This is a genomic window from Agrobacterium genomosp. 2 str. CFBP 5494, from assembly GCF_900013495.1.
GTDB classification, from domain to species: Bacteria; Pseudomonadota; Alphaproteobacteria; order Rhizobiales; family Rhizobiaceae; genus Agrobacterium; species Agrobacterium pusense.
Window position 1 is genome coordinate 1840884 of record NZ_LT009718.1, and the last position, 24519, is coordinate 1865402.

General features: G+C 58.4%; 27 protein-coding genes and 1 riboswitch. Of the genes, 16 read left to right on the plus strand and 11 right to left on the minus strand.

Annotated elements, in window-relative coordinates; genetic code table 11:
• Nucleotides 1-82 precede the first annotated feature (82 nt).
• From AGR2A_RS09045 to AGR2A_RS09080, 8 genes are all read left to right on the plus strand, one after another.
• Nucleotides 83-1171: a septal ring lytic transglycosylase RlpA family protein gene (locus tag AGR2A_RS09045; protein ID WP_006697463.1), complete on the plus strand. Its 1089-nt coding sequence runs from the start codon at nucleotides 83-85 to the stop codon at nucleotides 1169-1171.
• A gap of 71 nt (nucleotides 1172-1242) precedes the next feature.
• Entirely contained in the window at nucleotides 1243-2415 is a 1173-nt protein-coding gene (locus tag AGR2A_RS09050; protein WP_072494917.1) for a D-alanyl-D-alanine carboxypeptidase family protein, read from the plus strand.
• Between the two features lie 137 nt (nucleotides 2416-2552).
• Nucleotides 2553-3227, plus strand: coding sequence for a dTMP kinase (tmk, locus tag AGR2A_RS09055; protein ID WP_004441759.1), 675 nt, complete (start codon nucleotides 2553-2555; stop codon nucleotides 3225-3227).
• A complete protein-coding gene (locus tag AGR2A_RS09060; RefSeq protein WP_072494371.1) occupies nucleotides 3220-4245 on the plus strand; it encodes a DNA polymerase III subunit delta' in 1026 nt (341 codons plus the stop codon). Before tmk ends, AGR2A_RS09060 begins: the two co-directional genes overlap by 8 nt.
• 250 nt (nucleotides 4246-4495) lie before the next feature.
• Nucleotides 4496-6046 carry a methionine--tRNA ligase gene (gene metG, locus AGR2A_RS09065; RefSeq protein ID WP_072494372.1) on the plus strand — a complete coding sequence of 517 codons (1551 nt, stop codon included), beginning with the start codon at nucleotides 4496-4498 and terminating at the stop codon, nucleotides 6044-6046.
• 11 nt (nucleotides 6047-6057) lie between these two features.
• Nucleotides 6058-6840 carry a TatD family hydrolase gene (locus tag AGR2A_RS09070; RefSeq protein WP_072494918.1) on the plus strand — a complete coding sequence of 261 codons (783 nt, stop codon included), beginning with the start codon at nucleotides 6058-6060 and terminating at the stop codon, nucleotides 6838-6840.
• Between the two features lie 2 nt (nucleotides 6841-6842).
• Nucleotides 6843-7673, plus strand: a complete 831-nt coding sequence (locus AGR2A_RS09075) for an MBL fold metallo-hydrolase (protein WP_072494373.1) — start codon at nucleotides 6843-6845, stop codon at nucleotides 7671-7673.
• Nucleotides 7674-7694: 21 nt separating this feature from the next.
• The gene (locus tag AGR2A_RS09080; protein WP_004441767.1) at nucleotides 7695-9476 is read left to right on the plus strand and encodes a chloride channel protein; all 1782 of its coding nucleotides are present in this window, start codon (nucleotides 7695-7697) and stop codon (nucleotides 9474-9476) included.
• A 286-nt stretch (nucleotides 9477-9762) separates the two neighbouring features.
• Here the strand turns inward: AGR2A_RS09080 and AGR2A_RS09085 are convergent, their stop codons facing one another.
• Complete coding sequence (locus tag AGR2A_RS09085; protein WP_045534945.1) at nucleotides 9763-10938, minus strand: peptidase S41; 1176 nt, start codon at nucleotides 10936-10938, stop codon at nucleotides 9763-9765.
• A 472-nt stretch (nucleotides 10939-11410) separates the two neighbouring features.
• Here AGR2A_RS09085 and AGR2A_RS09090 point away from each other — a divergent pair, with 472 nt between their 5' ends.
• The gene (locus AGR2A_RS09090; protein ID WP_072494374.1) at nucleotides 11411-12040 is read left to right on the plus strand and encodes a DUF1062 domain-containing protein; all 630 of its coding nucleotides are present in this window, start codon (nucleotides 11411-11413) and stop codon (nucleotides 12038-12040) included.
• A gap of 45 nt (nucleotides 12041-12085) precedes the next feature.
• On the opposite strand, the gene AGR2A_RS09095 is transcribed toward AGR2A_RS09090, so the two are convergent.
• The gene (locus AGR2A_RS09095; protein ID WP_072494375.1) at nucleotides 12086-12733 is read right to left on the minus strand and encodes a glutathione S-transferase family protein; all 648 of its coding nucleotides are present in this window, start codon (nucleotides 12731-12733) and stop codon (nucleotides 12086-12088) included.
• Between the two features lie 218 nt (nucleotides 12734-12951).
• Between AGR2A_RS09095 and AGR2A_RS09100 the strand changes: the two genes are divergently transcribed.
• The gene (locus tag AGR2A_RS09100) at nucleotides 12952-13608 is read left to right on the plus strand and encodes a peroxiredoxin (protein ID WP_037092776.1); all 657 of its coding nucleotides are present in this window, start codon (nucleotides 12952-12954) and stop codon (nucleotides 13606-13608) included.
• A 50-nt stretch (nucleotides 13609-13658) separates the two neighbouring features.
• Here AGR2A_RS09100 and AGR2A_RS09105 read toward each other — a convergent pair whose 3' ends face one another.
• Nucleotides 13659-14111 (minus strand): DUF5680 domain-containing protein, encoded by a 453-nt coding sequence (locus tag AGR2A_RS09105; protein ID WP_037092778.1) that lies wholly within the window; start codon nucleotides 14109-14111, stop codon nucleotides 13659-13661.
• Nucleotides 14112-14273: 162 nt separating this feature from the next.
• On the opposite strand from AGR2A_RS09105, the gene AGR2A_RS09110 reads away from it, so the two are divergent.
• From AGR2A_RS09110 to fghA, 3 genes are read left to right on the plus strand one after another with little or no spacing between them, the layout of a single operon-like run.
• On the plus strand, nucleotides 14274-14729 hold the full coding sequence (locus AGR2A_RS09110; RefSeq protein ID WP_037092779.1) for a YaiI/YqxD family protein: 456 nt from the start codon (nucleotides 14274-14276) through the stop codon (nucleotides 14727-14729).
• Nucleotides 14730-14754: 25 nt separating this feature from the next.
• Nucleotides 14755-15414, plus strand: coding sequence for a DUF1345 domain-containing protein (locus tag AGR2A_RS09115; protein WP_004441782.1), 660 nt, complete (start codon nucleotides 14755-14757; stop codon nucleotides 15412-15414).
• 29 nt (nucleotides 15415-15443) lie between these two features.
• Entirely contained in the window at nucleotides 15444-16277 is an 834-nt protein-coding gene (gene fghA, locus AGR2A_RS09120; protein ID WP_037092782.1) for an S-formylglutathione hydrolase, read from the plus strand.
• Between the two features lie 58 nt (nucleotides 16278-16335).
• On the opposite strand, the gene AGR2A_RS09125 is transcribed toward fghA, so the two are convergent.
• The 6 genes from AGR2A_RS09125 to crcB form a co-directional block, all read right to left on the minus strand.
• The gene (locus AGR2A_RS09125) at nucleotides 16336-16725 is read right to left on the minus strand and encodes a RidA family protein (protein ID WP_004441786.1); all 390 of its coding nucleotides are present in this window, start codon (nucleotides 16723-16725) and stop codon (nucleotides 16336-16338) included.
• Between the two features lie 217 nt (nucleotides 16726-16942).
• A complete protein-coding gene (locus tag AGR2A_RS09130; RefSeq protein WP_035208812.1) occupies nucleotides 16943-17431 on the minus strand; it encodes a hypothetical protein in 489 nt (162 codons plus the stop codon).
• A gap of 60 nt (nucleotides 17432-17491) precedes the next feature.
• Nucleotides 17492-18286 (minus strand): ATP12 family chaperone protein, encoded by a 795-nt coding sequence (locus tag AGR2A_RS09135; RefSeq protein WP_022556166.1) that lies wholly within the window; start codon nucleotides 18284-18286, stop codon nucleotides 17492-17494.
• Nucleotides 18287-18318: 32 nt separating this feature from the next.
• Nucleotides 18319-18984, minus strand: a complete 666-nt coding sequence (locus AGR2A_RS09140; RefSeq protein WP_072494376.1) for an HAD family hydrolase — start codon at nucleotides 18982-18984, stop codon at nucleotides 18319-18321.
• A 6-nt stretch (nucleotides 18985-18990) separates the two neighbouring features.
• Nucleotides 18991-19980: an RluA family pseudouridine synthase gene (locus tag AGR2A_RS09145; RefSeq protein WP_072494377.1), complete on the minus strand. Its 990-nt coding sequence runs from the start codon at nucleotides 19978-19980 to the stop codon at nucleotides 18991-18993.
• 66 nt (nucleotides 19981-20046) lie between these two features.
• Nucleotides 20047-20424, minus strand: coding sequence for a fluoride efflux transporter CrcB (gene crcB, locus AGR2A_RS09150; RefSeq protein WP_006697447.1), 378 nt, complete (start codon nucleotides 20422-20424; stop codon nucleotides 20047-20049).
• A gap of 200 nt (nucleotides 20425-20624) precedes the next feature.
• Here crcB and AGR2A_RS09155 point away from each other — a divergent pair, with 200 nt between their 5' ends.
• The gene (locus AGR2A_RS09155) at nucleotides 20625-20954 is read left to right on the plus strand and encodes a hypothetical protein (protein WP_045534982.1); all 330 of its coding nucleotides are present in this window, start codon (nucleotides 20625-20627) and stop codon (nucleotides 20952-20954) included.
• Between the two features lie 212 nt (nucleotides 20955-21166).
• Here the strand turns inward: AGR2A_RS09155 and AGR2A_RS09160 are convergent, their stop codons facing one another.
• Both AGR2A_RS09160 and AGR2A_RS09165 read right to left on the minus strand, forming a co-directional pair.
• On the minus strand, nucleotides 21167-22141 hold the full coding sequence (locus AGR2A_RS09160; RefSeq protein WP_072494378.1) for a copper chaperone PCu(A)C: 975 nt from the start codon (nucleotides 22139-22141) through the stop codon (nucleotides 21167-21169).
• 89 nt (nucleotides 22142-22230) lie between these two features.
• Nucleotides 22231-22611, minus strand: a complete 381-nt coding sequence (locus AGR2A_RS09165) for a hypothetical protein (protein ID WP_080823058.1) — start codon at nucleotides 22609-22611, stop codon at nucleotides 22231-22233.
• Nucleotides 22612-22782: 171 nt separating this feature from the next.
• Here AGR2A_RS09165 and AGR2A_RS09170 point away from each other — a divergent pair, with 171 nt between their 5' ends.
• Entirely contained in the window at nucleotides 22783-22968 is a 186-nt protein-coding gene (locus AGR2A_RS09170) for a DUF3008 family protein (RefSeq protein WP_006697443.1), read from the plus strand.
• Nucleotides 22969-23135: 167 nt separating this feature from the next.
• Nucleotides 23136-23223: riboswitch (glycine riboswitch) on the plus strand.
• A 150-nt stretch (nucleotides 23224-23373) separates the two neighbouring features.
• Nucleotides 23374-24513, plus strand: a complete 1140-nt coding sequence (gcvT, locus tag AGR2A_RS09175; RefSeq protein WP_072494379.1) for a glycine cleavage system aminomethyltransferase GcvT — start codon at nucleotides 23374-23376, stop codon at nucleotides 24511-24513.
• Nucleotides 24514-24519 lie beyond the last annotated feature (6 nt).

The window sequence follows — 24519 nt, forward strand, 5'->3', positions numbered from 1 at the left end:
TTAGGTGCTTCGATGGCAGGGGCAATATCGAGGCAAGTGAGGGTGCGGTTCTCCGAGCCAATAGCAGCGTGGGGCAGACGATTTGAATTCTACGGTCAAGAAAACAGGCATCAGCGCCAGGTCGGGCGTGAAGTGGCTTGCAATTTCCGTGCTTTGCGCTGCAACGGCGTCGTGTTCCACCACCTCCGAGACAAAGCCTAAGCCCAAGCGCAGCAAGGAATATTTCTCCGAATCCGAATATGGCGTGAAGGCCAGCCCGCGCGTTGCCGATGGAAAGAACATCCCGAAGGGTGGCGGACGCGAGCTGCTGGGTAACGCCTATACCGTCAAGGGCCGCCGTTACTTCCCGAAAGAAGAGCCGGGCTACAACAAGGTTGGCCTTGCTTCCTGGTATGGCTCCGCCTTTCATGGACGCCTCACGGCCAATGGCGAGGTTTACGACAAGGAACATCTTTCTGCCGCACATCCGACATTTCCGCTGCCGAGCTACGCGCGCATCACCAATATGGATAATGGCGCGTCGGTGCTCGTCCGTGTCAACGACCGTGGTCCGTTCCACGAGGGCCGTCTGATCGACGTTTCCAGCAAGACGGCAGATCTCCTGGACATGAAGGCGACGGGGACGGCAAATGTACGGGTTCAATATGCGGGCCGTGCGCCACTCGACGGCCATGACATGCCTTACCTGATGGCTTCCTATATTCCGAAGGGTTCGCGTTCGCCGGGCGTCGCGCCTGAAGGGCAGATCGCGACCGGCGTGATGGTTGCTTCGGCCTCGCCGAATTTCGTGCCGGCGCCGACATCGAACCCGAATTATGCCGGCTCGGCTCAGACCGCGCTCGTCGGTTCCAAGAAGAATGCGGCGCTTCAGGCCATGCCACTCGTCAACGGTGTACAGCCCGCATTCGAACAATTCGCGATCCTGCCGGAAATCGGCCCGATCCTGGCGGAGCGCCCCGAAGGTAACTTCCTGCGGGAACCAGCAGCTCCAGGCGGCAATTATCTGCGTGTGCCCACGCCGTCTTCCAAATATGCAGCGGCCTATTCCGAAGAATCCGCCGCCGTATCCAAAACCGCAAAGGTGTTCGACACCGTGCTCGTCAATCGTGACGGCTTGAGCGAAGAGTCGATCCTCGCCCATGTGAAGCGTCAGCAGGCGAAGTCACGCTGACGGATTAAGGACACCGGCACACCGTTCTCATGGCGGGCGGCCGGTTGTGGCAGACAGCACTGGGCGGTTTCATGCGCAAGACCTTTCATCGCTCCTATCTGTCGGCCGTCGCGGCGGCCGCTTTTGCATTTTTGAGCGCCGGCGCGGCGCAATCGCAGACAGCGCCCTTCATCGCCAAGGCCGAGCAGGCCTATATGATCGATGCCGAAACCGGTACGGTGCTTCTTGCCCAAAATGAGGATCAGTCCTTTCCGCCCGCATCGCTTGCCAAGCTGATGACGGTGGAGGTGGTGCTGGATGCGCTGTCGAAAGGACAGCTGGCGTCGGAAACGGCCTATCCCGTTTCGGAATATGCCTGGCGCACGGGCGGAGCCCCATCGCGAACGTCAACCATGTTCGCCGCCCTGAAATCCTCCGTTGGCATCAATGACCTTTTAACCGGAATCATCGTGCAGAACGCCAATGACGGCTGCATCATCATCGCCGAAGGCATGGCGGGATCGGACGCTGCCTTTGCCAAGCGCATGACGGCACGGGCCGGCGAACTTGGCATGAACCGCAGCACGTTTGCCAATTCCACCGGACTTCCCGATTCCGGAAACCAGACGACCGCCAGGGACATGGTGCGCCTTGCCCAGCATCTGCATGACACCTATCCAGACCGCTACTCGTTGTTTACGAAGCCGGACTTCGAATGGAACCGGATTTTCCAGCGCAACAAGAACACGTTGCTGATGCCGGGAAGCGGTATAGACGGTCTCGGCCTCGGTTTTGCAGAAGGCAGCGGTTTTGCCGCCGTGGTTTCGGCGGAGCGGGAAGGGCGCCGCATCTATCTGGCGCTTGCCGGCATCGCAGACGACAAGACGCGGCAGGAGGAAGCGCGCAGAGTGGTGGACTGGGGCCTGACCGCCTTCGAAAAACGCCGCCTGTTCAGCAAGGATGAAGTGGTTGGCTCCGTCAGCGTGTATGGCGGCGATGCCTCCTATGTCGACCTTTCTCCGAAGGACGATATCAGCGTCCTGGTGCCCGTCAACAATCCGGAACGCCTCTCCGGACGTATCGTCTATCGCTGGCCGCTGAACGCGCCGCTCGATGTCGGGGCGAATGCCGGAACGCTGAAGATATTCTCGGGCGAGCGTCTATTGCGCGAAGTGCCGCTCTATACGAAGAGCCGGGTGAACAAGGGTTCGCTCACCCAGAATGCCGCAGGAGCATTGAAGGAACTTCTGCTGTTCTGGCTGTGAAGTGCGGTTCAGCACGTGCCTTTTCTCCTATGCTTTTGTTCAGGCACCGGTTTTTCTGAAAAGCGCTTCACACATTTCGGTCCGATGCTGTAAACAGGCATTTCAACATTGACGTGAATTCCTTGCAGGACGTGACATTGGCCGAAAAGACCGGATTGTTCATCAGCTTCGAAGGCGGCGAAGGCGCCGGCAAATCGACGCAGATTCGCACGCTTGCCGAGGCGCTTCGCGATCGTGGCTTCAAGGTGGTCGTAACGCGTGAGCCCGGCGGTTCGCCGGGTGCGGAGGCCGTAAGACATGTTCTCCTTTCCGGTGCGGCGGAGCCGTTTGGCGTCCGGATGGAAGCCATCCTGTTCGCCGCCGCGCGCAACGATCACGTCGAAGAGGTCATTCGCCCTGCGCTGGAGCGCGGCGAGATCGTGCTCTGCGACCGGTTTCTCGATTCATCCCGCGTCTATCAGGGCACGACCGGCAATCTGGAGCCGGATTTCATCGAGACGCTGCAGCGCATCGCGATTGATGGCGTCGTTCCGGAGCTGACACTGATTTTCGATATCGCTGCCGAAAAAGGCCTTGCCCGCGCCAGAAAGCGTGCGGATGAAGGCGCGAAGCCCGATCGCTTCGAGAAAGAGGAAATCGAAACCCACGAGAAGCGGCGGGAAGCCTATCTCGACATCGCGCTTGCCGAGCCGCGTCGCTGCCGCATCGTCAATGCCGATCAGCCGGAAGAAAAAGTTGCGGAGGATGTCATGTCCTTCGTCGAGCCCTTGCTCGAACAGCTGGGGACCGAGGCGGGCAGGGCCCATGAGTGAGGTCCAGGGCGTTCTCGACGGTGCAATCGCGCCGCAGCAGAACACGAGGCTTTTTGGCCATGAGGAGGCGGAGGCGTTTCTCGCGCAGTCCTATCGCTCTGGCAAAGGCCATCATGCCATTCTCATCGAAGGGCCGGAGGGCATCGGCAAGGCGACGCTCGCTTTCCGTTTCGCCAATCATGTGCTGAACCATCCCGATCCTTTGTCGGCGCCGGAGTTTCTGCCAGACCCCGATCCGCAGTCGCTGGTCAGCCGGCAGATCACCGCCGGCGCCTCGCATAACCTGCTGCATCTCACCCGGCCCGTGGATGAAAAGACCGGCCGCGTGAAATCCGCCATCACGGTGGACGAGGTGCGACGGGCAGGGCATTTTTTCTCGCAGACCTCGGGCACCGGCAACTGGCGCATCGTCATCATCGATCCCGCCGATGATCTCAACCGCAATGCCGCGAACGCGATCCTGAAAATACTGGAAGAGCCGCCCAAAAGGGCGATGTTTCTCGTGCTCTCCCACGCACCGGGAAAATTGCTGCCGACAATCCGCTCACGCTGCATGCCGCTCAGGCTGCTACCGCTTTCGGATTCGGCCATGGTGCAGGCGCTCGATCATCTCGGCATAAATCTCTCGGAGGAAAAGCGCGATGCCCTGCTTGCCGCCTCCAAGGGTAGCGTTGCGCAGGCGCTGAAGCTGATGAACTACGGCGGCTCCGATATTGTCGAGGCCCTTGCCGCAGTCATGAATGCCGACGGGCCAGGCGCCCGCAAACAGATGCACAAGCTCGCCGAGATCCTGGCCCAGAAGGATGGCGACATCGTCCTCGGTTTTTTCATGGAACATGTGACGGAAGATCTGATGGCGCGCGCGCGCGCGGCGGCCATGACGGGCGATATCACGGCTGCGGAAAGGCTGGCACGGCTTTCTTCGGCGCTCTCGGAACGCATCACCGTGGCGCAGGCCTATAATCTTGACAAGAAACAGATGGTGATTTCCATTCTTGAGGATATCCGGGGCGTCTAAGGCCGGAAAATCGTGAGGACCGAAGTTGCCTTTTCGGATTGGCCCACTCTAAGCCGCATTACCCCCGGGATTGACACGGGAATCCACAACCCGCTGAAATTAATGGATACTCGGCTCGAGCCCGAGGATGACGAATAGTCGGCAATATTGATATCAGTGTACCAATTCGGTAGCTTTTTCTTTCGCTGCTGCGAACAATGGTTTAAGAGCGGTCTATCCAAAAAACAGCGCGTAAAGTCGATAGACCGTCATGACAGACAAGACACCATTCTACATCACCACCGCGATCTCCTATCCCAACGGCAAGCCGCATATCGGCCATGCCTATGAACTGATCGCAACGGACGCCATGGCACGCTTTCAGCGCCTGGACGGAATGGATGTGTTCTTCCTGACGGGCACCGACGAACACGGCCAGAAGATGCAGCAGACGGCACGTGCGGCAGGCGTTTCGCCGGAAGAACTCGCGGAGCGAAATTCCAATCAGTTTCTCGAGATGGGCAAGCTGCTCAACGCCTCGAACGACGATTTCATCCGCACGACGGAAGAACGACATCACGAGACCTCGCGCAATATCTGGAACCTGATGGCCGAGAGCGGCGACATCTACAAGGATAGCTATGCCGGCTGGTATTCCGTTCGTGACGAGGCCTATTACGCCGAGGACGAGACGGAAGTGCGCGCCGATGGCGTCCGTTACGGCCCGCAGGGCACGCCGGTGGAATGGGTGGAGGAGGAAAGCTATTTCTTCAAGCTCTCCGAATACCAGGACAAGCTACTGAAGCTCTATGAGGAAAACCCCGACTTCATCGGTCCGGCGGAACGCCGTAACGAAATCATCTCCTTCGTGAAATCCGGTCTGAAGGACCTGTCGATTTCCCGCACCACCTTCGACTGGGGCATCAAGGTTCCCAATGATCCGAAGCACGTGATGTATGTCTGGGTCGATGCACTGACCAACTACATCACCGCAACGGGTTACCTCGAAGACAGGAACGGTCCGCGGGCGAAGTATTGGCCGGCCGACGTGCATATCATCGGCAAGGACATCATTCGTTTTCACGCCGTCTACTGGCCAGCCTTCCTGATGAGCGCGAAGCTGCCGCTGCCCAAGCGCGTTTATGCACATGGCTTCCTGCTCAACAAGGGCGAGAAGATGTCGAAGTCGCTCGGAAATGTCGTTGATCCCGCCAATCTGGTGAACCATTTCGGCCTTGATCAGGTCCGCTATTTCTTCATGCGCGAAGTCTCCTTCGGCCAGGACGGCAGCTATAGCGAAGAGGGCATTGCCACCCGCATCAATGCCGATCTTGCCAATGGCATCGGCAATCTCGCCAGCCGTTCGCTGTCGATGATCGTCAAGAATTGCGACGGCAATATCCCCACACCCGGTCCGTTCACCGACGAAGACGAGGCGATGCTGGCGTCTGCAGACGGTCTGCTTGCCATTTGCCGTGAGGAGATGGGCAAGCAGCTCATCCACCGCGCGGTAGCCGCCATCATTGCCGTCGTTTCCGAGACCGACCGCTATTTCGCCTCTCACGAGCCTTGGGCGCTGAAAAAGACCGACCCTGAGCGGATGGGCACCGTGCTTTACGTCACGGCGGAAGTTGTGCGCCAGATCGGCATTCTCCTGCAGCCCATCATGCCGGGTTCCTGCGAAAAGCTGCTCGATCTCGTTGCGGCGCCAGCCGACAAGCGCGACTTCGCGGCGTTGGGCGAAGCCGGTCGTCTGGTGCCGGGGACACCACTGGAAGCTCCGAAGCCAGTCTTTCCGCGTTACGTCGCGCCGGAAGCGTGAAGGCGACCACGATGCTGATCGATACCCATTGCCATCTGGATTTTCCTGATTTCGAGGCGGAGCGCGACGACATCATCGCTCGCGCCCATGCCTCCGGCGTGAGCCAGATGGTGACGATCTCGACCCGGGTGCGTCGTCTGCCGGAGCTGTTGAAGATCACGGAAAAATATCCGTCAGTGTTTTGCTCGGTAGGCACCCATCCGAACAATGCCGATGAGGAACTGGATATCTCCGCCGATGAGCTGGTGCAGCTTGCCGAGAGTCATGAGAAGATCGTGGCGATCGGAGAGGCGGGTCTGGATTACTTCTACGACACGCAGAAGCCCGAAGACCAGAAGACCGGCCTTCTTCGCCATATCGAGGCGGCGAGACGAACGAAGCTGCCGCTCGTCATTCACAGCCGCAGTGCCGATGACGACATGGCCGCCATCCTGCGCTCCGAAAGCGGGAAGGGCGCGTTTCCGTTCATTCTGCACTGCTTTTCCGCTGGTCCCGAGCTCGCAAAAACGGGTGTCGAGCTTGGCGGATATGTGTCTTTCTCGGGCATTCTGACCTTCCCAAAGTCGCAGGATATTCGCGATATCGCTGCAACCGTGCCTCTTGACCGGCTGCTTGTAGAAACGGACGCACCCTATCTTGCGCCGAAGCGCTGGCGTGGCAGACGCAACGAGCCTTCCTACGTCGTCAATACCGCGGAGGTTCTGGCCGAGGTGCATAGCATCTCCTTCGAGCGGATGGCCGAGATCACCACCGAAAACGCCTTCCGCTGCTTTTCCAAGATGACAAGGGTGTAGGCGTGGCAATCTACCGTCGCCGCTTCACGGTTCTCGGATGCGCCTCGTCACCCGGCGTGCCGCGCATTAACGGCGACTGGGGCGCCTGCGACCCCGACAATCCGAAGAACCGGCGCACGCGTGCGGCCTTCATGGTGGAACAGATTGGTCCTGATGGCGGCAAAACGACCGTTGTGATCGATACTGGTCCTGATTTTCGCGAGCAGATGATCGCCGCGAAGGTGGAGGCTATCGATGCCGTTCTCTACACCCATGCTCATGCCGACCATCTGCATGGCATTGACGATCTGCGCATCTATTTCGCACTCCAGAAAAGCCGCGTCCCGATCTATGCCGATCCCATTACCATGGCGCGCATCCGCGATGGTTTTGCCTATTGTCTCGAGACGCCGGCGGGCAGCAATTATCCACCGATTGTCCGGCCTTATCTGATTGCCGATATCAACGAGCCGGTTGTTATTGATGGAGCAGGAGGACCAATCGCCTTTGGGGTGCATATGCAACAGCATGGGGACGTCCATTCTTTGGGTTTCCGCATTGGTGATGTGGCCTATTGCACCGATGTCAGCGATTTTCCGGCCGAAAGCCTGCCGAAACTCGCCGGACTTGAGGTGCTCGTCATCGACGCCCTGCAATATCGCTATCACCCCAGCCATCTATCACTCGAACAGGCGCTCGGGTGGATCGAAACACTGGCACCCAAAAGGGCGATCTTGACCCACATGCATATTCCGCTCGATTATGAGACGGTGATGCAGGAAACGCCTGATCATGTTGAACCGGCTTATGATCAGATGCGTTTCGAAATTGAGATCGATCTCGAAGCCGCCTGACGCCGCCTGAAAAGGAACAGCATGTCGACTAAGCCTTTCCGTGCACCGAGTATGGCGAGCTTCTTCGACAATCTGCGCGCCAGCCGCCTGCGCGCCATGTTCCGACGCGGCGAACTCGGCCTCGTCGCGCTTGCCGTGCTCATCGGCATCGCAGCCGGCCTGCTGGTGGCGTTGATCGGCGCTTTGAGCACGGCATTGCATGTGCTCGTCTTTGGCGTCGAACGTCTAAGCAGCAGCGATCTTTCCGGACAGATCGTGCTGGTGGGGCCGATCATGGGCGGTGTCCTGCTTGGGCTGATCATCTTCATCCTCTCCAAAACCCGCAAAAAGCCGATGGTCGACCCCATCGAGGCAAATGCGCTGCATGGTGGCCGCCTGTCGCTCACGGACAGCATCATTGTCTGCGTGCAGAACATCGTTTCCAACGGTTTTGGCGCATCTGTCGGGCTTGAGGCGGGCTACACGCAGATTGCCAGCGGCGTCGCATCGAAGATCGGCATCAAGCTGAAACTGAGGCGAGGGGACATGCGCATCCTCGTTGGCTGCGGCGCCGCGGGCGCCATCGCGGCCGCCTTCAACGCGCCTCTGACTGGCGCATTTTACGCCATCGAACTCATCATCGGCACCTATACAGTCGTCACGCTCGCACCGCTGATCGTTTCGGCGCTGGTGGCGACAACCGTTATCGGCCTGATTGGCGGCCATGGCCTTTCCATCGATATCGTCGATGCCAGCCGCGTGACGCCCGCCGATTACGTGCCGGCTATTTTCCTTGGGGTTGTGTGCGCGGCAATCGGTATCGTGCTCATGCAGGCGGTGTCCTTCATTGAGGAGACGGCGCGCAAAAGCGCTATTCCTGGCTGGCTGCGTCCTACGCTTGGCGGCATCGTTGTCGGTGGGCTGGCGTTGATTTCACCGCAGGTTCTCTCGAGCGGCCATGGAGCCTTGCATCTCAACATCGATGCCGACCTGACGATCTACGGGCTTGCAGGATTGTTCCTGCTGAAGGCGGCGGCCAGCGCGATCTCGATAGGTTCGAATTTCCGCGGCGGCCTGTTTTTCGCCTCGCTGTTCATGGGATCGCTGCTCGGCAAGATTTTCGCACTCTGCGCGCCCTATATCGGCTATGGCTCGACGGCCCCGATCGTCTACGCCGTGATCGGCATGAGCGCCTTTGCCGCCGCCATCATCGGTGGTCCGCTGACAATGACATTTCTGGCGCTGGAACTGACCGGCGACTTCCAGATTACGGCGCTCGTGCTTGCCGCCGTCATCACCACATCGCTGGTGGTGCGCACCACATTCGGCTACTCCTTCGCCACCTGGCGTTTTCACCTGCGCGGTGAGAGCATTCGCAGCGCCCATGACATCGGCTGGATCCGCGACCTGACGGTGGGCAAGATGATGCGCGCTGACATCCGCAAGGCCAATGTCAGCATGGGGCTTCCGGCCTTCAAGGAGAAGTTCCCGCTCGGTTCGACGCAGCGGGTCATCATGACCCACGATGACGGGCGTTATGCCGGGATCGTTCTCGTGCCGGAAATCTATGCCGATCCGATGGATCGCGACCCAAGCAAGATCAGCCTCGAGACCTATCTGCACTACAAGAACGACGTATTGCTGCCGACCATGAATGCACGGCAGGCGGCGGCAGCCTTTGACGCGGCAGAAAGCGAAGCACTCGTCGTCGTCAACGACAAGATCGAAAATCGTCCCGTTGGCCTGCTTACCGAAAGTCACACGCTGAGACGCTACAGTGAAGAGCTCGATCTGCGACGCCGAGAGGCATCAGGAGAGTTATGATCGACCTGGATATGGCTATCAATGCGACAAGCGGCGCTTTTCAATGATGAGGGCAACGGCGCTGCGATCTGACAGCTTACGGCATTCCCGGTAATCAAGCACAAAAAGTTCCATAATCTATCTTATGCGATTATTGTATGCGTGCTGGCGGGTTCGGGAATGACGTCAACCTGCAAATGTTCCTATGGGTTGTCTCCTGCAAGGCACAGTCAGTGAAACACGCCTGTCCCAATACCGGCATGGATGAGAGAAGCCAGATCGCTCGCTGGCATAAATGGCCCCTCGTCTAATCACACAGAACCTTTAAAACTCGCTGATGGAACGCTTCTTGTGAAACCTCAGCGGCAGGCCCTTCGATCCATTCCAAATCGAGATGCAGTTTTCCTGCAGGAACAATTTGCTGTGCGATCTCAGCCGGTGTGGTTTCGTCGCTGGTTCCGTTCTCCCAGTCGTGAAAGGCTGATGAGTATCGAACGACCGCTCCACTGGTCGGCAAATCGAGCAACCCTCCCTCGGCAAAAAACGTCAGGCCGTCGCCCATTTCTTCCCCGACGAGCTTGAGCCTACGTCCCAGACGATGTTTGAGAATGGCCACAAATACTATCGCTGCAGAAAACGTGAACTTATCGACAAGCACAACAACCTGCCTGCCTTCGTTTTCAGAGATGGCGTCGATCAAGGGCACAGTTTGAAGAAAATCGCCACCGGTGTTTCCGCGAACATCAATCAAGAGTTTGTTGTTCTCGCAGGTTCTCACGCGCTCCGCTGCAGCGGAGATGGCTTTCGGCAGCGCACTTTCGCTTGGGTCGAAGAAACTCGGCAATAATATTGAAAGCCCAAACTCCTGCCGGTCCTCAATCTCCACAAATGCCCGAGGTTTCCAGGCCGGGTCAGCCTTGCCATGCTCGTTTCTCGGGTAGAGCATCGATGCCGGAACGGTAAGCCGGTTCTCCACTTTCAGGTCGGTGATCTGCGCATTCTCGCCTTTCAGGCGATATTCAGTGCTACTCTCTTTTGAAGAAAACCCGAGATGAGCCAATGCATATGGCCATGCGAGGAGAATCGGTCCGATCACCCGTTTCCGCTGGCGCGTTCCCGCCAGAAATTTCCCTGCGGCGGCTTCAATCTGGCCAAGGGGTATGCCGTTGACTGCTATCAGATCCCCTCTTGGCACAGTTGTTTCCAGTGCCGTGTCAGTTAACTGCACCCCCGTTTCAACGCTTACAAACCTCAGCGGGAGCACCGAAATGGAATCGTTCGGGATCAACCGTGTGTGTCCGTTGTCGGGAAGCGCAAGCAGGCGCATCGCGGAAAACAGAAAGGCCTCTTTGGAGCCCTCCAAAGCGTATCGTCGGGTATCATAAATGCAGCGGTCTATCATCGCCGGTTCGATGCGCCGAAAGCTGGGATCGATTGGCAGGACAATGTCCAGAATTTTCTCGAGGTCTTGCATCAGCGACATGATTCACGATGCGCACAGCTCTCTGTCGATGTCCAGATTGGGCTTGAGCCAGACCTTCCCTCTTCCCGTAAAATGCAATTCTTGTATGAGTTTAATATTAGCAGACAAGCCATTGTATTTATTATAAATCTTTCAAAGATAAGAACTTGGTCGTCTTTTCTATGAGGGACTCCATCTGCCGCCGTTTATCTGTTATTGCTCCTAGAGAAGAGCATTGGCGCATCGAGGTAGACTTTGCCTAAGTAAATACCGGTCTCAATCCAGTTTCACCCTGTGCGGATAGCCACCGGCTGTCGCCGCATGATCATGTTCATCGGGTGGTGGCAAGAGACCGGTCTGGCATCGTTACAATGTGCCCTGCGCAGCTATGCTGTTTCAGCTCTTCACCACTCCAGAACACCGCCACGCCGTTCCCGCATGGGTTTTCTCCTGCACCATCTTGGTGGACTTCCGAATGGAAGACCAACCGACTATGTGCAATATATTTCGGGTCCAGTGGACCGTTACACCCAGAACCGCGCCGCAGCCCTGGATTGCCTGCAGCGGATGCGGAGAAGCGAGGCCATTTCAGCCGAGCGGCAAGATCCGCCTCAATGCCAATGGCCGCAAGCTGGATGCCTGGCTCATATACAGATGCCGGATATGCGACAGGAGCTGGAACCGGCCGATCTTTGAGCGGCGGACTATTCGCGACATCAGCCCCTCTGTTCTCGAGGCGCTGCAGAACAATGACCCGCAATGGATAAGGTTGGAAACGTTCAATCTCGAGGCGTTGAGACGCAGATCGCCGCGCGTCGACGTGTTTTCCGAATTCGATATCGTGAAACAGATACGGGATGAACCTCCGGATTGGGCCGTGGCGGAAATTGATCTCATCGTTCCGTTCCAGACCGGTATACGCCTCGATCGCCTGCTGGCGTCTGAGCTCGCGCTTTCGCGGTCGCTTCTACAAAGGCTTCAGCGCGGCGGCCGGATTCGCACGCACGGCGACGCCTCCGATCCATGGCGACGCCAGGTGAAAAACGGCACGCGGATCGTGATCGAGCGGTGCGATGACCTCGATCCGGCATGTTTGTGGAAATCTGTTACAGCGGAGTGCTAGCGCACAGCGAGGGCCTGAAGTTCGGGCCCTCGCGATGCGTATCAATTAGTTCGATGCGGCTTTGAAAACCGCCAACTGATCGGCAAATGCGCGTCGGTAGGCGGGACGCGCCTCGCCTCTCGCCACATAAGCTGCAAGGTTCGCATATTCATCGAGAATGCCAGAGCTTCTTATCCGTTGCAGCACCGATATCATCAACAGGTCGCCGGCGCTGAACGCGCCGTCGAGCCACTCGCCCTCACCCAGTCGCTGGGACAGTTCGCCAAGTCGCTTGCGAATACGTTCATCGACGATTTCCAGGCGTTCACGACGCCAGCTCTTGTCCCTTTCGACAAAACCGGCGACAAAATGCTCGACTATCGGTGGTTCCACGGTGCTGAGCGCCGCAAACATCCACATGATCGCGCGCGCCCGCGCGTTCGCTTGCCGCGGCAACAGGCCGGCGTGGCGCTCGGCTATGTGGAATATTATCGCACCGGATTCGAACAGGACGAGATCGCCCTGCTCATAGGTCGGGATCTGCCCGAAGGGCTGAAGTGCAAGATGCCCTTGCTCCCGCATCGCCTTGAAGGAAAGAAGGCGAACCTCGTACGGTTGCCCCACTTCCTCCAGTGCCCAGCGGACACGCATGTCGCGGGCAAGACCCTTGCCGCCATCGGGCGAGCGTTCAAAGGCGGTAATGGTGATTGTCATTGCTGTTCTCCATCACTCCCCCATGCAAAATTGCCCCCGCAATTCTGTCGCCCGGCGTGGTGTCACAATAGGCGCCGGAATGAGCGAAAACAACGCATCGTGTTGTCGGCACACGCTAAAGGGCTGGCCATTTCACGCAAAAACTCTAAGCTCCTGCGCTGGAGACGGATTGCCGCACCATCAGTTTTCAGTTCAAATGATTAGGGAGAAAGCACCAGATGAGCCTGCGTATCAACGATATAGCGCCCGACTTCACCGCCGAGACCACCCATGGTCCGATAAGCTTTCACGACTGGATTGGCGATGGCTGGGCGGTCCTGTTTTCGCATCCGAAGAATTTTACGCCGGTCTGCACCACCGAACTCGGCGCCATGGGCGGCCTGCAGCCGGAATTCGAAAAGCGCGGTGTGAAGATCATCGGTATCTCGGTCGATCCCGTCGAAAGCCATGAAAAATGGAAGAACGACATCCGCACCGCCACTGGCTTCAATGTCGATTATCCACTGATCGGCGACAAGGACCTGAAGGTCGCGAAGCTTTACGACATGCTGCCGGCCGGCGCCGGCGACAGCTCGGAAGGCCGCACACCGGCCGATAACGCCACCGTACGCTCGGTCTTCGTCATCGGTCCTGACAAGAAGATCAAGCTGGTCCTCACCTACCCCATGACCACCGGCCGCAACTTCGAGGAAATCCTCCGCGCCATCGATTCCATCCAGCTGACCTCGAAACACCAAGTGGCGACGCCAGCCAACTGGAAGCAAGGCGAAGACGTCATCATTACCGCCGCCGTCTCCAATGAGGATGCGATTGCGCGTTTTGGTTCCTATGACACGGTTCTTCCCTATCTGCGCAAGACGAAGCAGCCGGGCTGATTTGAAGCCTGATGGGGCGGCGAAACATCATCGCCCCATCATCGCAATTTTCATGGCTTTATGACCCCGCCATGATAGTCGAGCCGGTACGTCTCGAAATGTCCGAGATAAATGCGCTCGACGCCGGTGAACGACTGAAATTCGCCTGCATTCGTGTCGACATAGACCAAATTCTCCACCGAGTGCGTGAAGCCGCCCAGAAACCGCCCTTCCCGATAGAGCGTGGAAAGCGAACGTTGAATGACCATGCCGGCCGTTGTGGCGTCGATCATATCGGGCCGGAGGATGCGGCCGTGATAGTTCATCGCCCACATGGCTGTCCCCCGGTGCCAGACGACCTCTTGACCGATGAAATCGGTTCCGCCGAAATAGCTGTCGATATAGTGCCAGTCTCCGTCGCGATAGCCAAGATCATGCGATCCCGTGCGAGTGGGCGTGGCGGATTTGTTGCCCCCGCCAACATATGTGGCGGACTTGGCCCTCACTATGAACTCTTCCAGCATCGAACCCTTTTGGGAAAGAACATAAGGGGAACATAATTCATTTCCGGATCCTTCGCAAGCGCCACGCCCTGCCCTTGCCTCGCCCGCAATTTACCAATCGCGGGCTTGGTAATCGCAGCATTTGCGCTTAGAAGCGTGGCAGAACGATCCAAAAGAGTGTCCATGCAGCAAAATCCGCAAATTTACGTCGATGCCGATGCCTGTCCAGTGAAGCCGGAAATCCTCAGGGTCGCGGAGCGGCATGGGCTGGAGGTAACCTTTGTTGCCAATTCCGGTCTGCGCCCGTCCCGCGACCCCATGATCAGAAATGTCATTGTTTCCGCCGGTTTCGACGCGGCGGACGACTGGATTGCCGATCATGCCGGCGAGAACGATATCGTCGTTACCGCCGATGTGCCGCTGGCCGGACGCTGTGTTGCCAAAGGCGCACTGGTGACGGGTCCGACTGGCCGCGTTTTCGACCAGTCGAATATCGGCATGGCTACGGCGATGCGAGACCTAGGTGCACATCTGCGCGAAACCGGTGAAAGCAAGGGCTATAATGCCGCTTTTTCGCCACGCGATCGATCCGCTTTTCTGGAGACCCTTGACCGTTTCTGCCGCCGTGTCAAAAAGTGATGCCGCAAGCAGAAAGGCCCAACCCATGACCCCGGCCAGCTCCAACAGCAATACCTATCGCCGCCATCAACCTTTTTTCATCGCCGTTCTTGTCGGGGCTTCCGGCCTCGGTATTGCATTGGCTCTCGCGCCTTCCGTGGCAATAGAAATCGCGGCAGTTTCTTTCTTCCTGACCTATCTGACGCTGGTTGCCTTTCGTCTTTCCAAATTGACGGCGCAGCATCTGAAAGCCCATGCCGACAGCGACGATCTCCCCGCAATTGCCATCATCGCCGTGACGCTGCTGGCAGTGACCGTCGCCGTGGTGTCCCTTTTTCAGGCGCTAAACCATACCGGTGAAACCGTCTGGACGCTGGTCATCGCTTTCGCCTCGGTGATTTTCGGCTGGTTGACTATCCACACCATGACGGCCCTGCACTACGCGCATCTTTACTGGCGTCCGCACACGGTCGACGGCAAGCGCCAGCATCGCGGCGGCATGGACTTCCCCGCGACCAAAGAGCCCTGCGGTTACGACTTTCTCTATTTCGCCGTGGTGATCGGCATGACGGCGCAGACCTCGGACGTGGGTGTGACCACGACCGCCATGCGCAAGGTCACGTTGCTGCACTCCATCGTCTCTTTCTTCTTCAACACGGTTCTGGTAGCGGCAGCCGTCAATGCCGCAGTCTCGCTTGCCGGTTGAACCGGATTTTTTTTCAAAGGAATGGCTTCATGAACATTATTTCGCAAAATACGGCCTTTGGTGGCATGCAGGGCGTATTTTCCCATGTATCCGAGACCCTGAAATGCGAGATGACCTTTGCGGTTTACGTACCGCCGAAGGCAATCCACGAGCCATGCCCCGTCCTGTGGTATCTCTCCGGCCTCACCTGCACCCACGCCAATGTCATGGAGAAGGGCGAATATCGCCGCATGGCTTCCGAACTTGGTCTCATCATCGTGTGCCCCGACACCAGTCCGCGCGGCAATGACGTACCGGATGAACTGACCAACTGGCAGATGGGCAAAGGCGCGGGATTTTATATCGACGCGACCGAGGAACCCTGGTCGGAGCACTACCGGATGTACAGCTATGTGACGGAGGAGTTGCCTGCACTGGTCGGCCAGCATTTCCGCGCCGATATGAGCCGTCAGGGCATTTTCGGCCACTCCATGGGCGGCCACGGCGCGATGACAATCGCCCTGAAAAACCCCGAACGGTTCAAAAGCTGCTCCGCTTTCGCGCCGATCGTGGCTCCCTCCTCCGCTGACTGGTCGGAACCGGCGCTGGAAAAATATCTGGGACCGGACCGGGCAGCATGGCGTCAATACGACGCCTGCTCACTGGTGGAGGACGGTGCGCGTTTTCCCGAATTCCTGATCGATCAGGGCAAGGCCGATAGTTTCCTGGAAAAGGGCCTGCGGCCATGGCTGTTCGAAGAGGCGATCAAAGGCACGGATATCGGCCTGACGCTGCGCCTGCACGACCGCTACGATCACTCCTATTATTTCATCTCCACCTTCATGGACGATCATCTGAAATGGCATGCCGAACGGCTCGGATAAGCGGCAAACACAAAGCGGGCGGCGCCTGCGAACGCCGCCCCTTCAGGCCGACCGCATCTCACGGGATGCGGGCGATCACCTTGATCTCGAAATCGAAGCCCGCAAGCCAGTTGACGCCGACGGCGGTCCAGTTCGGATAAGGCTGTTTGCTGAAAATCTCCTGCTTAACGGCCATGATCGTCCCGAACTGGTTCTGCGGGTCGGTATGGAACGTCGTCACGTCGACAATATCGTCGAACGTGCATCCCGCGGCCTTGAGCGTGGCCGCGAGATTTTCGAAAGCAAGCCGAACCTGACGCTCAAAGTCGGGTTCGGGCGTTCCGTCGGCACGGCTGCCGACCTGGCCGGAAACGAAAAGAAGGTCACCCGACCGAATTGCCGCGGAGTAACCGTGCTGTTCGTAAAGCGCGTGCCGGTCTGCGGGAAAAATTGCCTCGCGTTTGCTCATCTTGCATCTCTCTTTTTGGCTGAGTGGCGTCGGAAGAAGAACTCCGGACGCCCAATTCACATACGTTGCGTATGTGAGATAGTAACCTACACGACGCATGTCAATTGAGATACGTGACGTATGTGAATATCGAGACGCACTTTGTCAAAGCAGAAGATGGTTTCCGGCGATGGCGCGCGGATGACTGCCGCAGTCCCGCTCACGCCTTTGGTCCAATCTATGGAAACAGCGCTGTCGCCAGCGTGGTCGGACCCGGCCGGTTCAATCTGAATTCGCGGATCACCCGCTCGGCAACGCCATAAGCAAGCTCCTGTTCTAAAGCCTCGTCATCGAAGCTTACGACGGTGGCGGTGAATTTGGCTTCGGCGATCACCTCGCCCGTGGCCACGGCGGCGGCCCGCACGATGACCTTGGCGGAGGCCTTTTCACCGAAAAGGAAGGGACCGCGTGTGACGGATGCAAGGCGGATGGTCAGCACCACGCGCGGTCGGGTCTCTCCCCGTGCTGTGGTCTTAATCGCATTCTGAACCTGCGCATGAATGGACTGCATCAGCGCCGGCGCCACATCCGGTCGTGCTGCAACAAACGCGCCGCGCACGTCGTAAAGCAGCCGATCGGCACTGGTCGCTTCCGGTTCAAGCCTGAAAGACATGAGCATGAAACACGCCAGCACAATGATGCCAAGGCGTTTCAGCATGGTTGTCATGATCTGCGGCTCCCCTTACGTGAGGTAGCCTGATGATCGTCGATCAGGGTTAGAAAAGCGTTAAGATGCGCTCGTCAGAGACTCCAGAACATTGACCGCGGCACGCATGTCGATGAGACGGACGGCCCGGCGCTCCAGCGCCTCCTCATCCTCACCCCATTGTTCCGCAGTCCAGTCTTCATCCAGATGGGCAAGCGCCCAGGCTTCCTCAAGCGTCAGCTCTCCTTCCGCCAGCGCCAGCGCCAGAATGGCAGACCCTGTCAGCGACGTCATGGTATGGAGTGCCGCGAGCGCGATCGGTGTATCGTATTTTTTCAGCGTCACTGCAAAGGCAGCGATGGCCTCCCGCGGCTGGTCGCGATGCATTACGCCCTCCACCAGAATGAAGCGCGCGCCAAGTACATTGGCCGCCCAGTCGAGCACGGGATCCCAATGGTCCGTCTGGCGCGCGACCAACGCTTCCGGTTCACCAGCGCGGTAGCAGAGGAGATCGGAGGAGGAAAACCGCAATATATCCTCAAAAACCGCCTGCGTATCATTGGCGACGCCGTCGATGGCCGTGTTCACGTGGCGCGACACCGGCATGACAACCGGATTGACGACCTCGGTCTGGGCGTCCCATTCATCGCGAAGCAATTCCGCGAGCGACCTCGACGGCACGACCAACGGCTTCTTGGCGGGGGTGCGCAACGGCTTACCGTCGAGAAGGATGGTGAAGCCTTCCTCCGCCGCCTCGCCGACCGTCACATCCTTGTAGAACCGCTTGGGCAGCGGTTTCTGCATCTGGATCTGCGCGCGCAAGATCGGATCGGGGTGGCTCAGGCCTTCCGAAAGGTCGTTCAGGAGATCACGCATGGCACATCCTCATCGGTCGGTAGAAAGGATAATTAGGGATTATCGGTCGGAACATAGACCGGGATTTCACGCGGGTGGCTGACGACCGCATCGGCGCCCGCCGTCCAGAGTTCGTCGATGGACGCATAACCCCAGGCGACGCCGATCGCTTTTGCGCCCGCAGCTTTTGCCATCTGCATATCATAGACCGCGTCGCCGATAACGACAGTATCGGCCGGAACCATGCCGGTTTCATGGCAGCATTCCGTCACCATGGCCGGATGCGGCTTGGAAGGGCAATCATCCGCCGTGCGCGAGACAATGAAGTGCCTGGCAAATCCATGGGTTTCGAGAATGTGGGTCAGCCCGCGCCTCCCCTTGCCCGTCACCGCACCGATCAGCACGTCATCTCGCCTTGAAAGGGTGTCGATCAGCGGGGCGATGCCCTCGAAAAGCGGCTCGATCATCCCCGGACGTGCACGGATCGGATGGTAGATTTCCTTATAACGCTGGGTCATCGCCTGAACCTCGTCATCAACATGAGCCTTGCCGAGCATGCGGGCGATGGCGATATCCAGCGTCAGACCGATGATCGCCTTGGTTTCGGAGATATCGGGGCGCGGCTTGCCGAAATCGGCGAACGTATCGGCCATGACCGCATGGATCAGGCCCGCGCTGTCCACCAGCGTTCCGTCGCAATCGAAAAGAACCAGTTTCATCTGCCGTCAGTCTTCCCTATCGCCATCGGCCACGTCGAGACCGAGCAGGTTCCAGGTCTGTACCATATGCGGCGGCAGGGGTGCGCTGACCCGAAGCCGGCCGCCATTCGGATGCGGAATGTCGATATGGCGCGCATGCAGATGCAGGCGCTTCTGGATGCCGCCGGGAAAATCCCAGTTTGGATCGTCGATGTAATATTTGGGATCGCCGATGATCGGGTGCCCCATATGCAGCGCGTGCACGCGAAGCTGATGGGTGCGGCCGGTATAGGGCTCCATTTCCAGCCAGGCGAGGTTGTGCGCGGCGGTATCGATGACGCGGTAATAGGACACGGCGTGATCGGCGCCCTCCTCGCCATGCTTGGCGATGCGCATGCGGTCTCCGTCGATCGTCTGTTCCTTGACCAGCCAGGTGGAAATCTTGTCCTGGTGCTTGCGCGGCACGCCTTTGACGAGCGCCCAATAGGTTTTCTTGGTGTCGCGTTCGCGGAAGGCGGCGGTCAGTTTTTGCGCGGCACCTCTGGTACGGGCAACCACCAGCACACCCGACGTATCACGATCCAGCCGGTGCACGAGACGCGGCTTTTCGCCCTTCTGGTTGGTCCAGGCTTCCAGCAAGCCGTCAATGTGCCGGGTCACCCCCGAGCCGCCCTGAACGGCGATGCCAGCAGGCTTATTGAAAACGAACACCTTGTCGTCTTCATGCAGCAGCATTCGTGCCAACAGCTCGCCATCGGCGGAATGTTTGAGGTCCTTCGAGCCGATCGGACCGCTTTTGGTCTTCATATCGGAATCGACCGGCGGCACGCGCACCATCTGTCCCGGCTGCACCCGCGCGTCCGTCTTCACCCGGCCGCCATCCACACGCACCTGGCCGGATCGCAGCAGCTTCTGCAACTGGCCGAACCCAAGCCCCGGATAGTGAATCTTGAACCAGCGATCGAGGCGCATACCGGCCTCGTCGGCCTCGACCTTGATATGCTCGATACCTGCCATAAATTTTCCAGTCTCTCTGTCCTGATCGCGCAGCCGTTTCTTCGGCGCGCCGTTTGGATCAAGCCTTTAGAACAAGTTGCGGCCCAAGGCCAGCCCGGCGAAAACCGCGGCGATGGAAACCGAAAGGCTCGCAAGAACGTAAACGGCAGAAAGGCCGAGCGCGCCGCGTTCAAAAAGCGAGACAGCATCGAGCGAAAAAGATGAAAACGTCGTGAAACCGCCGAGCACGCCGGTCACGAGAAAAAGACGCATTTCCATCGAGGCATTCAGACGTCGCGCCACGAGCTCCACCAGGAGACCGATCAGGAAAGAACCCACCACGTTGACCGTAAGCGTTCCCCAGGGGAAATTCACCCCCGCCAGCCGGACGCTCCAGACGCCGACCAGATAACGGAAGACGGAACCGATTGCGCCGCCCGCTGCGACGAGGACTATATTGATCATGCATTTATCTCCGGAGGGAACGGCCGGACCTCACGGTCCGCTTAGATTTTTAGACCACGTAAACCGCCTGCGAAACCCTTGGCCGGGCACTGCCAGCTGTTAAAATACGATTAAATTACGCCTCCACGATTTAGCCTTCCAACAACACGCAGATGCTAACCTGCGGTTTTTGAAGGTCGGCAACGATGGCCGGAGGTTGAATGACACAGGTTCTTTCCGTTTCTGCGAACACGGCAGCCTATGCGCTGGAGGCTGTAAAACCGTCACAGCGCGTGCCGCGCCGGAGCGAGGTCGAAGAGGCCATTCACGAACTCGCGCGCAAGGCCGAGAACAGCGACGACTTCCAGCTTCGCGGCATGATGACTGTGATCAAGCCACCAGCCCTCACCCTCTATTTCCTGACCGTCGCCAGCCAGCATCAGGAACCGCAGGCGACGCTTGAGCAGGCCGTGGAGGCATACGAGGAAAACAACCTCCCCAAAAAATCAGATGATATTCTTTTGAATCAGGATGATAGACAGACATCCTGATGTCGCTTGTTAGATTTCAACCCTGTCGTTGCGGGAGTGGCATTCAGCTTGGTGTCAGGTTGAGTTTCTAGATATCTACACCCGGCTTCCGGAAATCACCAAAAGCGAGCGTCATCCGTTTTCCGCCGCGGCGCCGAAACAATAGACCGGACAAATGAGAAATCTTGCGGCTACCGGACCTGTCACGCGTTCCGGTAGCCGCTTTTCGTTGGTCAATTATGTTGATGGTCGCCGCCGCCCTTGGCAGCTCCCGCAGACAGTATGACGTCGACCTTCCCGGCTTTTTCGAAGATCAGCGTTACCGGCACTTTGTCTCCTTCGGCAAAGGGCTTCTTCACGTCGAAGAACATCATGTGCAGGCCGCCGGGTTTCAATTCCACGGTCTGACCGGCGGGAATGACGATGCCCTCGTCCAGCTTGCGCATCTTCATCACGTCATTGACCATGGCCATTTCATGGATTTCAGCGCGTCCGGCGGCAGACGATTCGACACCGATCAGCTTGTCGTCGCTATCGCCGCCATTCTTGATCGTCACATAACCGCCACCGACGGGCTGGCCCGGCAACATGGCCTTCGTCGCGCCGCCAGATACTTCGAGATTGCCAGCCTTCACGACATCCATATCCATGCTCATACCCGCGTGATCGTGGCCGCCCGCATGGGCTTTGGCGGTGACCTTGATGGTCGGCGCGGGATTTTTCAGCGAGTGGGGATCGACACCAGCTGCAGCCACTTCATCCCAGGAAACCTTGCCCTTGTCGCCGCAAAGCTGTGTCACCTTGAAGGGTAGTTCCTGCCCCACCTCGACGCCGGAAACCTTCCCCTGCACGGCAAAGGTATCGTAGAATTCGTCCGGCAGATTGCCGCCCTTCCAGCGAATTTCGACGGGCCCGCTTTTGATCTCCGTGCCGTGATTTTTATAGGCCTTCTGGTAATCGCCCTTGATGACCTCCAGCTCCCAGCCGGCCTTCGGCTGCGGCTTGGCGGAAATGAAGCCCTCCGGCAGCTTGATCTGCACTTCCGTCGTGGCAAGCCCGCCTTCGCAACCGTGCGGCACCTGAAGAGCGGCGACGACAGTGCTTTCCTGTTCGGCCGAGCCGTCAACGAAGGTGGCGTGGGCAGAAGCCTGCGCGGTGGAAACCGCGGCGATAAAAAGGGTCGATGTGATGATCTTGGTGGTTTTCATTTGTCTGTCCCTGCGACTGCCAGCCCTTCGGGTTCAAGCAGCCGTTTCTTGCCACCGGTTCGGCGGCGATGATCCTGTAAGATGAAAAATCAGGCGGACAAGGCTGGCGGGCCGCGTGCGAACGGTTTGCGGATCGTCGGGACCGGGTGGAAACGCCAATCGGTGGACGGGCGGTTCTCAAGCCAGGCAAATTCGGTCTTCAGCCAGCTTTCCTTGTCGGGGACCGGAAGAAGAATGGACGAGGCCAGCAGGCAGGCCTCGCAAAACAGGATCGCGTCGCCCGAATGGGCGGGCCCCTCCTTGGCATGCGAGGCATTCACCCCGCCGCCATGGCCGAGGCAGATCTCCGCAAAGGTACCATCAGGCAGCCGGTAGCTTTCATCGAGCGCGACTGCGGGGGCTGCGGCAAGCGCCGGCCTATGGGCAAAACCGAGCGACAGCATCAGGATTGCACAGAAAATGCGAAGCATTTTCTCGATCCCTGTCAGCCGTCTTTTTCGATGTGCGCCCATGATCTCATGCGATATCGCGCTTCCCTTCGATTTCAAAGGGGAATTTTGCCGCAGGCTTGACGTGTATGAGGAACAATCGCCGCAAGGCGGCATTTTCCTGCAACACGGATCGTTTAAGGGAGACATGACATGCCTGCCAAATCGAAAGCCCAGCAGAAAGCCGCGGGTGCAGCACTCGCCGCCAAAAGGGGCGAAACGAAGAAATCCAGTTTAAAAGGTGCTTCAAAAAGCATGGAGAAGTCCATGACGGAAAAGGAACTTGAGGATTTTGCCTCAACGAAACGCAAGGGTCTGCCGGCAAAAAAATCGGAATGACGGCGTCTTTCCACCGCCATTCCCATTCGTTGGAATGATGACGGAATGACAATATCAAAACGTCGTTGCGAGAGAGATGAGGGATGATGGCGCAGATGGAGCAAGAATCTGTTCAGATGCGTCATTTGGTCCTTGCCAATAGCGGGTCTTCGAAGATAATGAGCGTCGCATCATCGTTGGGAGAAACCGCTTCAATGCGGTGCCGAAGGAGCAACCGCCCCGGAAACTCTCAGGCAAAAGGACCAGCGATGACGACGGAACTCTGGAGAGAAGCCACCTTTCATAAGGACGGCTCGCCGAAGGGATAACAATCTCAGGCGACAAGGACAGAGGGGGCTCTTGAACCGGCGCATCTGCGCCACGACCTGAGCCCGCGCGATTGCTCGCGCAACCCTGGAGGCGTCCTTGGACGATACCGCCGCGCTGAAAACCACGCCGCTTCATTCCCTGCACCTATCGCTTGGCGCCCGCATGGTGCCATTCGCCGGTTACGACATGCCCGTGCAATATCCGGCCGGCGTTTTGAAGGAGCATCTTCAAACCCGCACCTCAGCCGGTCTCTTTGACGTCTCCCATATGGGGCAGGTGATTGTGAAGGCAAAGTCCGGCAACAACGCCGATGCCGCACAGGCACTGGAAAAGCTGGTGCCGGTGGATATTCTCGGCCTCAAGGAAGGCCGCCAGCGCTACGGTTTCTTCACCGACGACAAGGGCTGCATTCTTGATGATCTGATGATCACCAATCGCGGCGATCACCTTTTCGTCGTCGTCAACGCGGCCTGCAAGGATGCCGACGTCGCCCATATGAAGGCGCATCTTTCAGACCGCTGCGAAATCACCCTTCTCGAGGACCGCGCCTTGATCGCGCTGCAGGGCCCCCGCGCCGAGGAGGTACTGGCCGAACTCTGGACGGGCGTTTCCGAGATGAAATTCATGGACGTGCAGGAGGTGCCGCTGCACGATGTTGCCTGCATCGTCTCCCGCTCCGGTTACTCCGGTGAAGACGGCTTTGAAATTTCCGTGCCGGCAGACAAGGCAGAAGAGATCGCCAGGGCCTTGCTCGAACATCCCGATTGCGAAGCCATCGGACTTGGCGCGCGTGACAGCCTGCGGCTGGAAGCAGGCCTTTGCCTTTACGGTAATGACATCGACACCACGACCTCCCCCATCGAAGCATCGCTGGAATGGGCGATCCAGAAGGCGCGCCGCGCCGGCGGTGATCGCGAAGGCGGTTTCCCGGGCGCGGAACGCATTCTTGGTGAACTGAAGGACGGCACATCGCGCCGCCGCGTCGGCCTGAAGCCCGAGGGCAAGGCACCGGTGCGTGGCCATTCGAAGCTTTTTGCGGATGCTGAAGGCAAGACGGAAATCGGCGAAGTGACCTCGGGCGGTTTCGGTCCTTCGGTCGAAGGCCCCGTCGCCATGGGTTACGTGCCTGTTTCTTACGCCGCTCCCGGCACTGCGATCTTCGCGGAAGTGCGCGGCAAATATCTGCCCGTCACCGTCGCCGCCCTGCCCTTCATCAAGCCCACCTACAAACGATAATTTCAT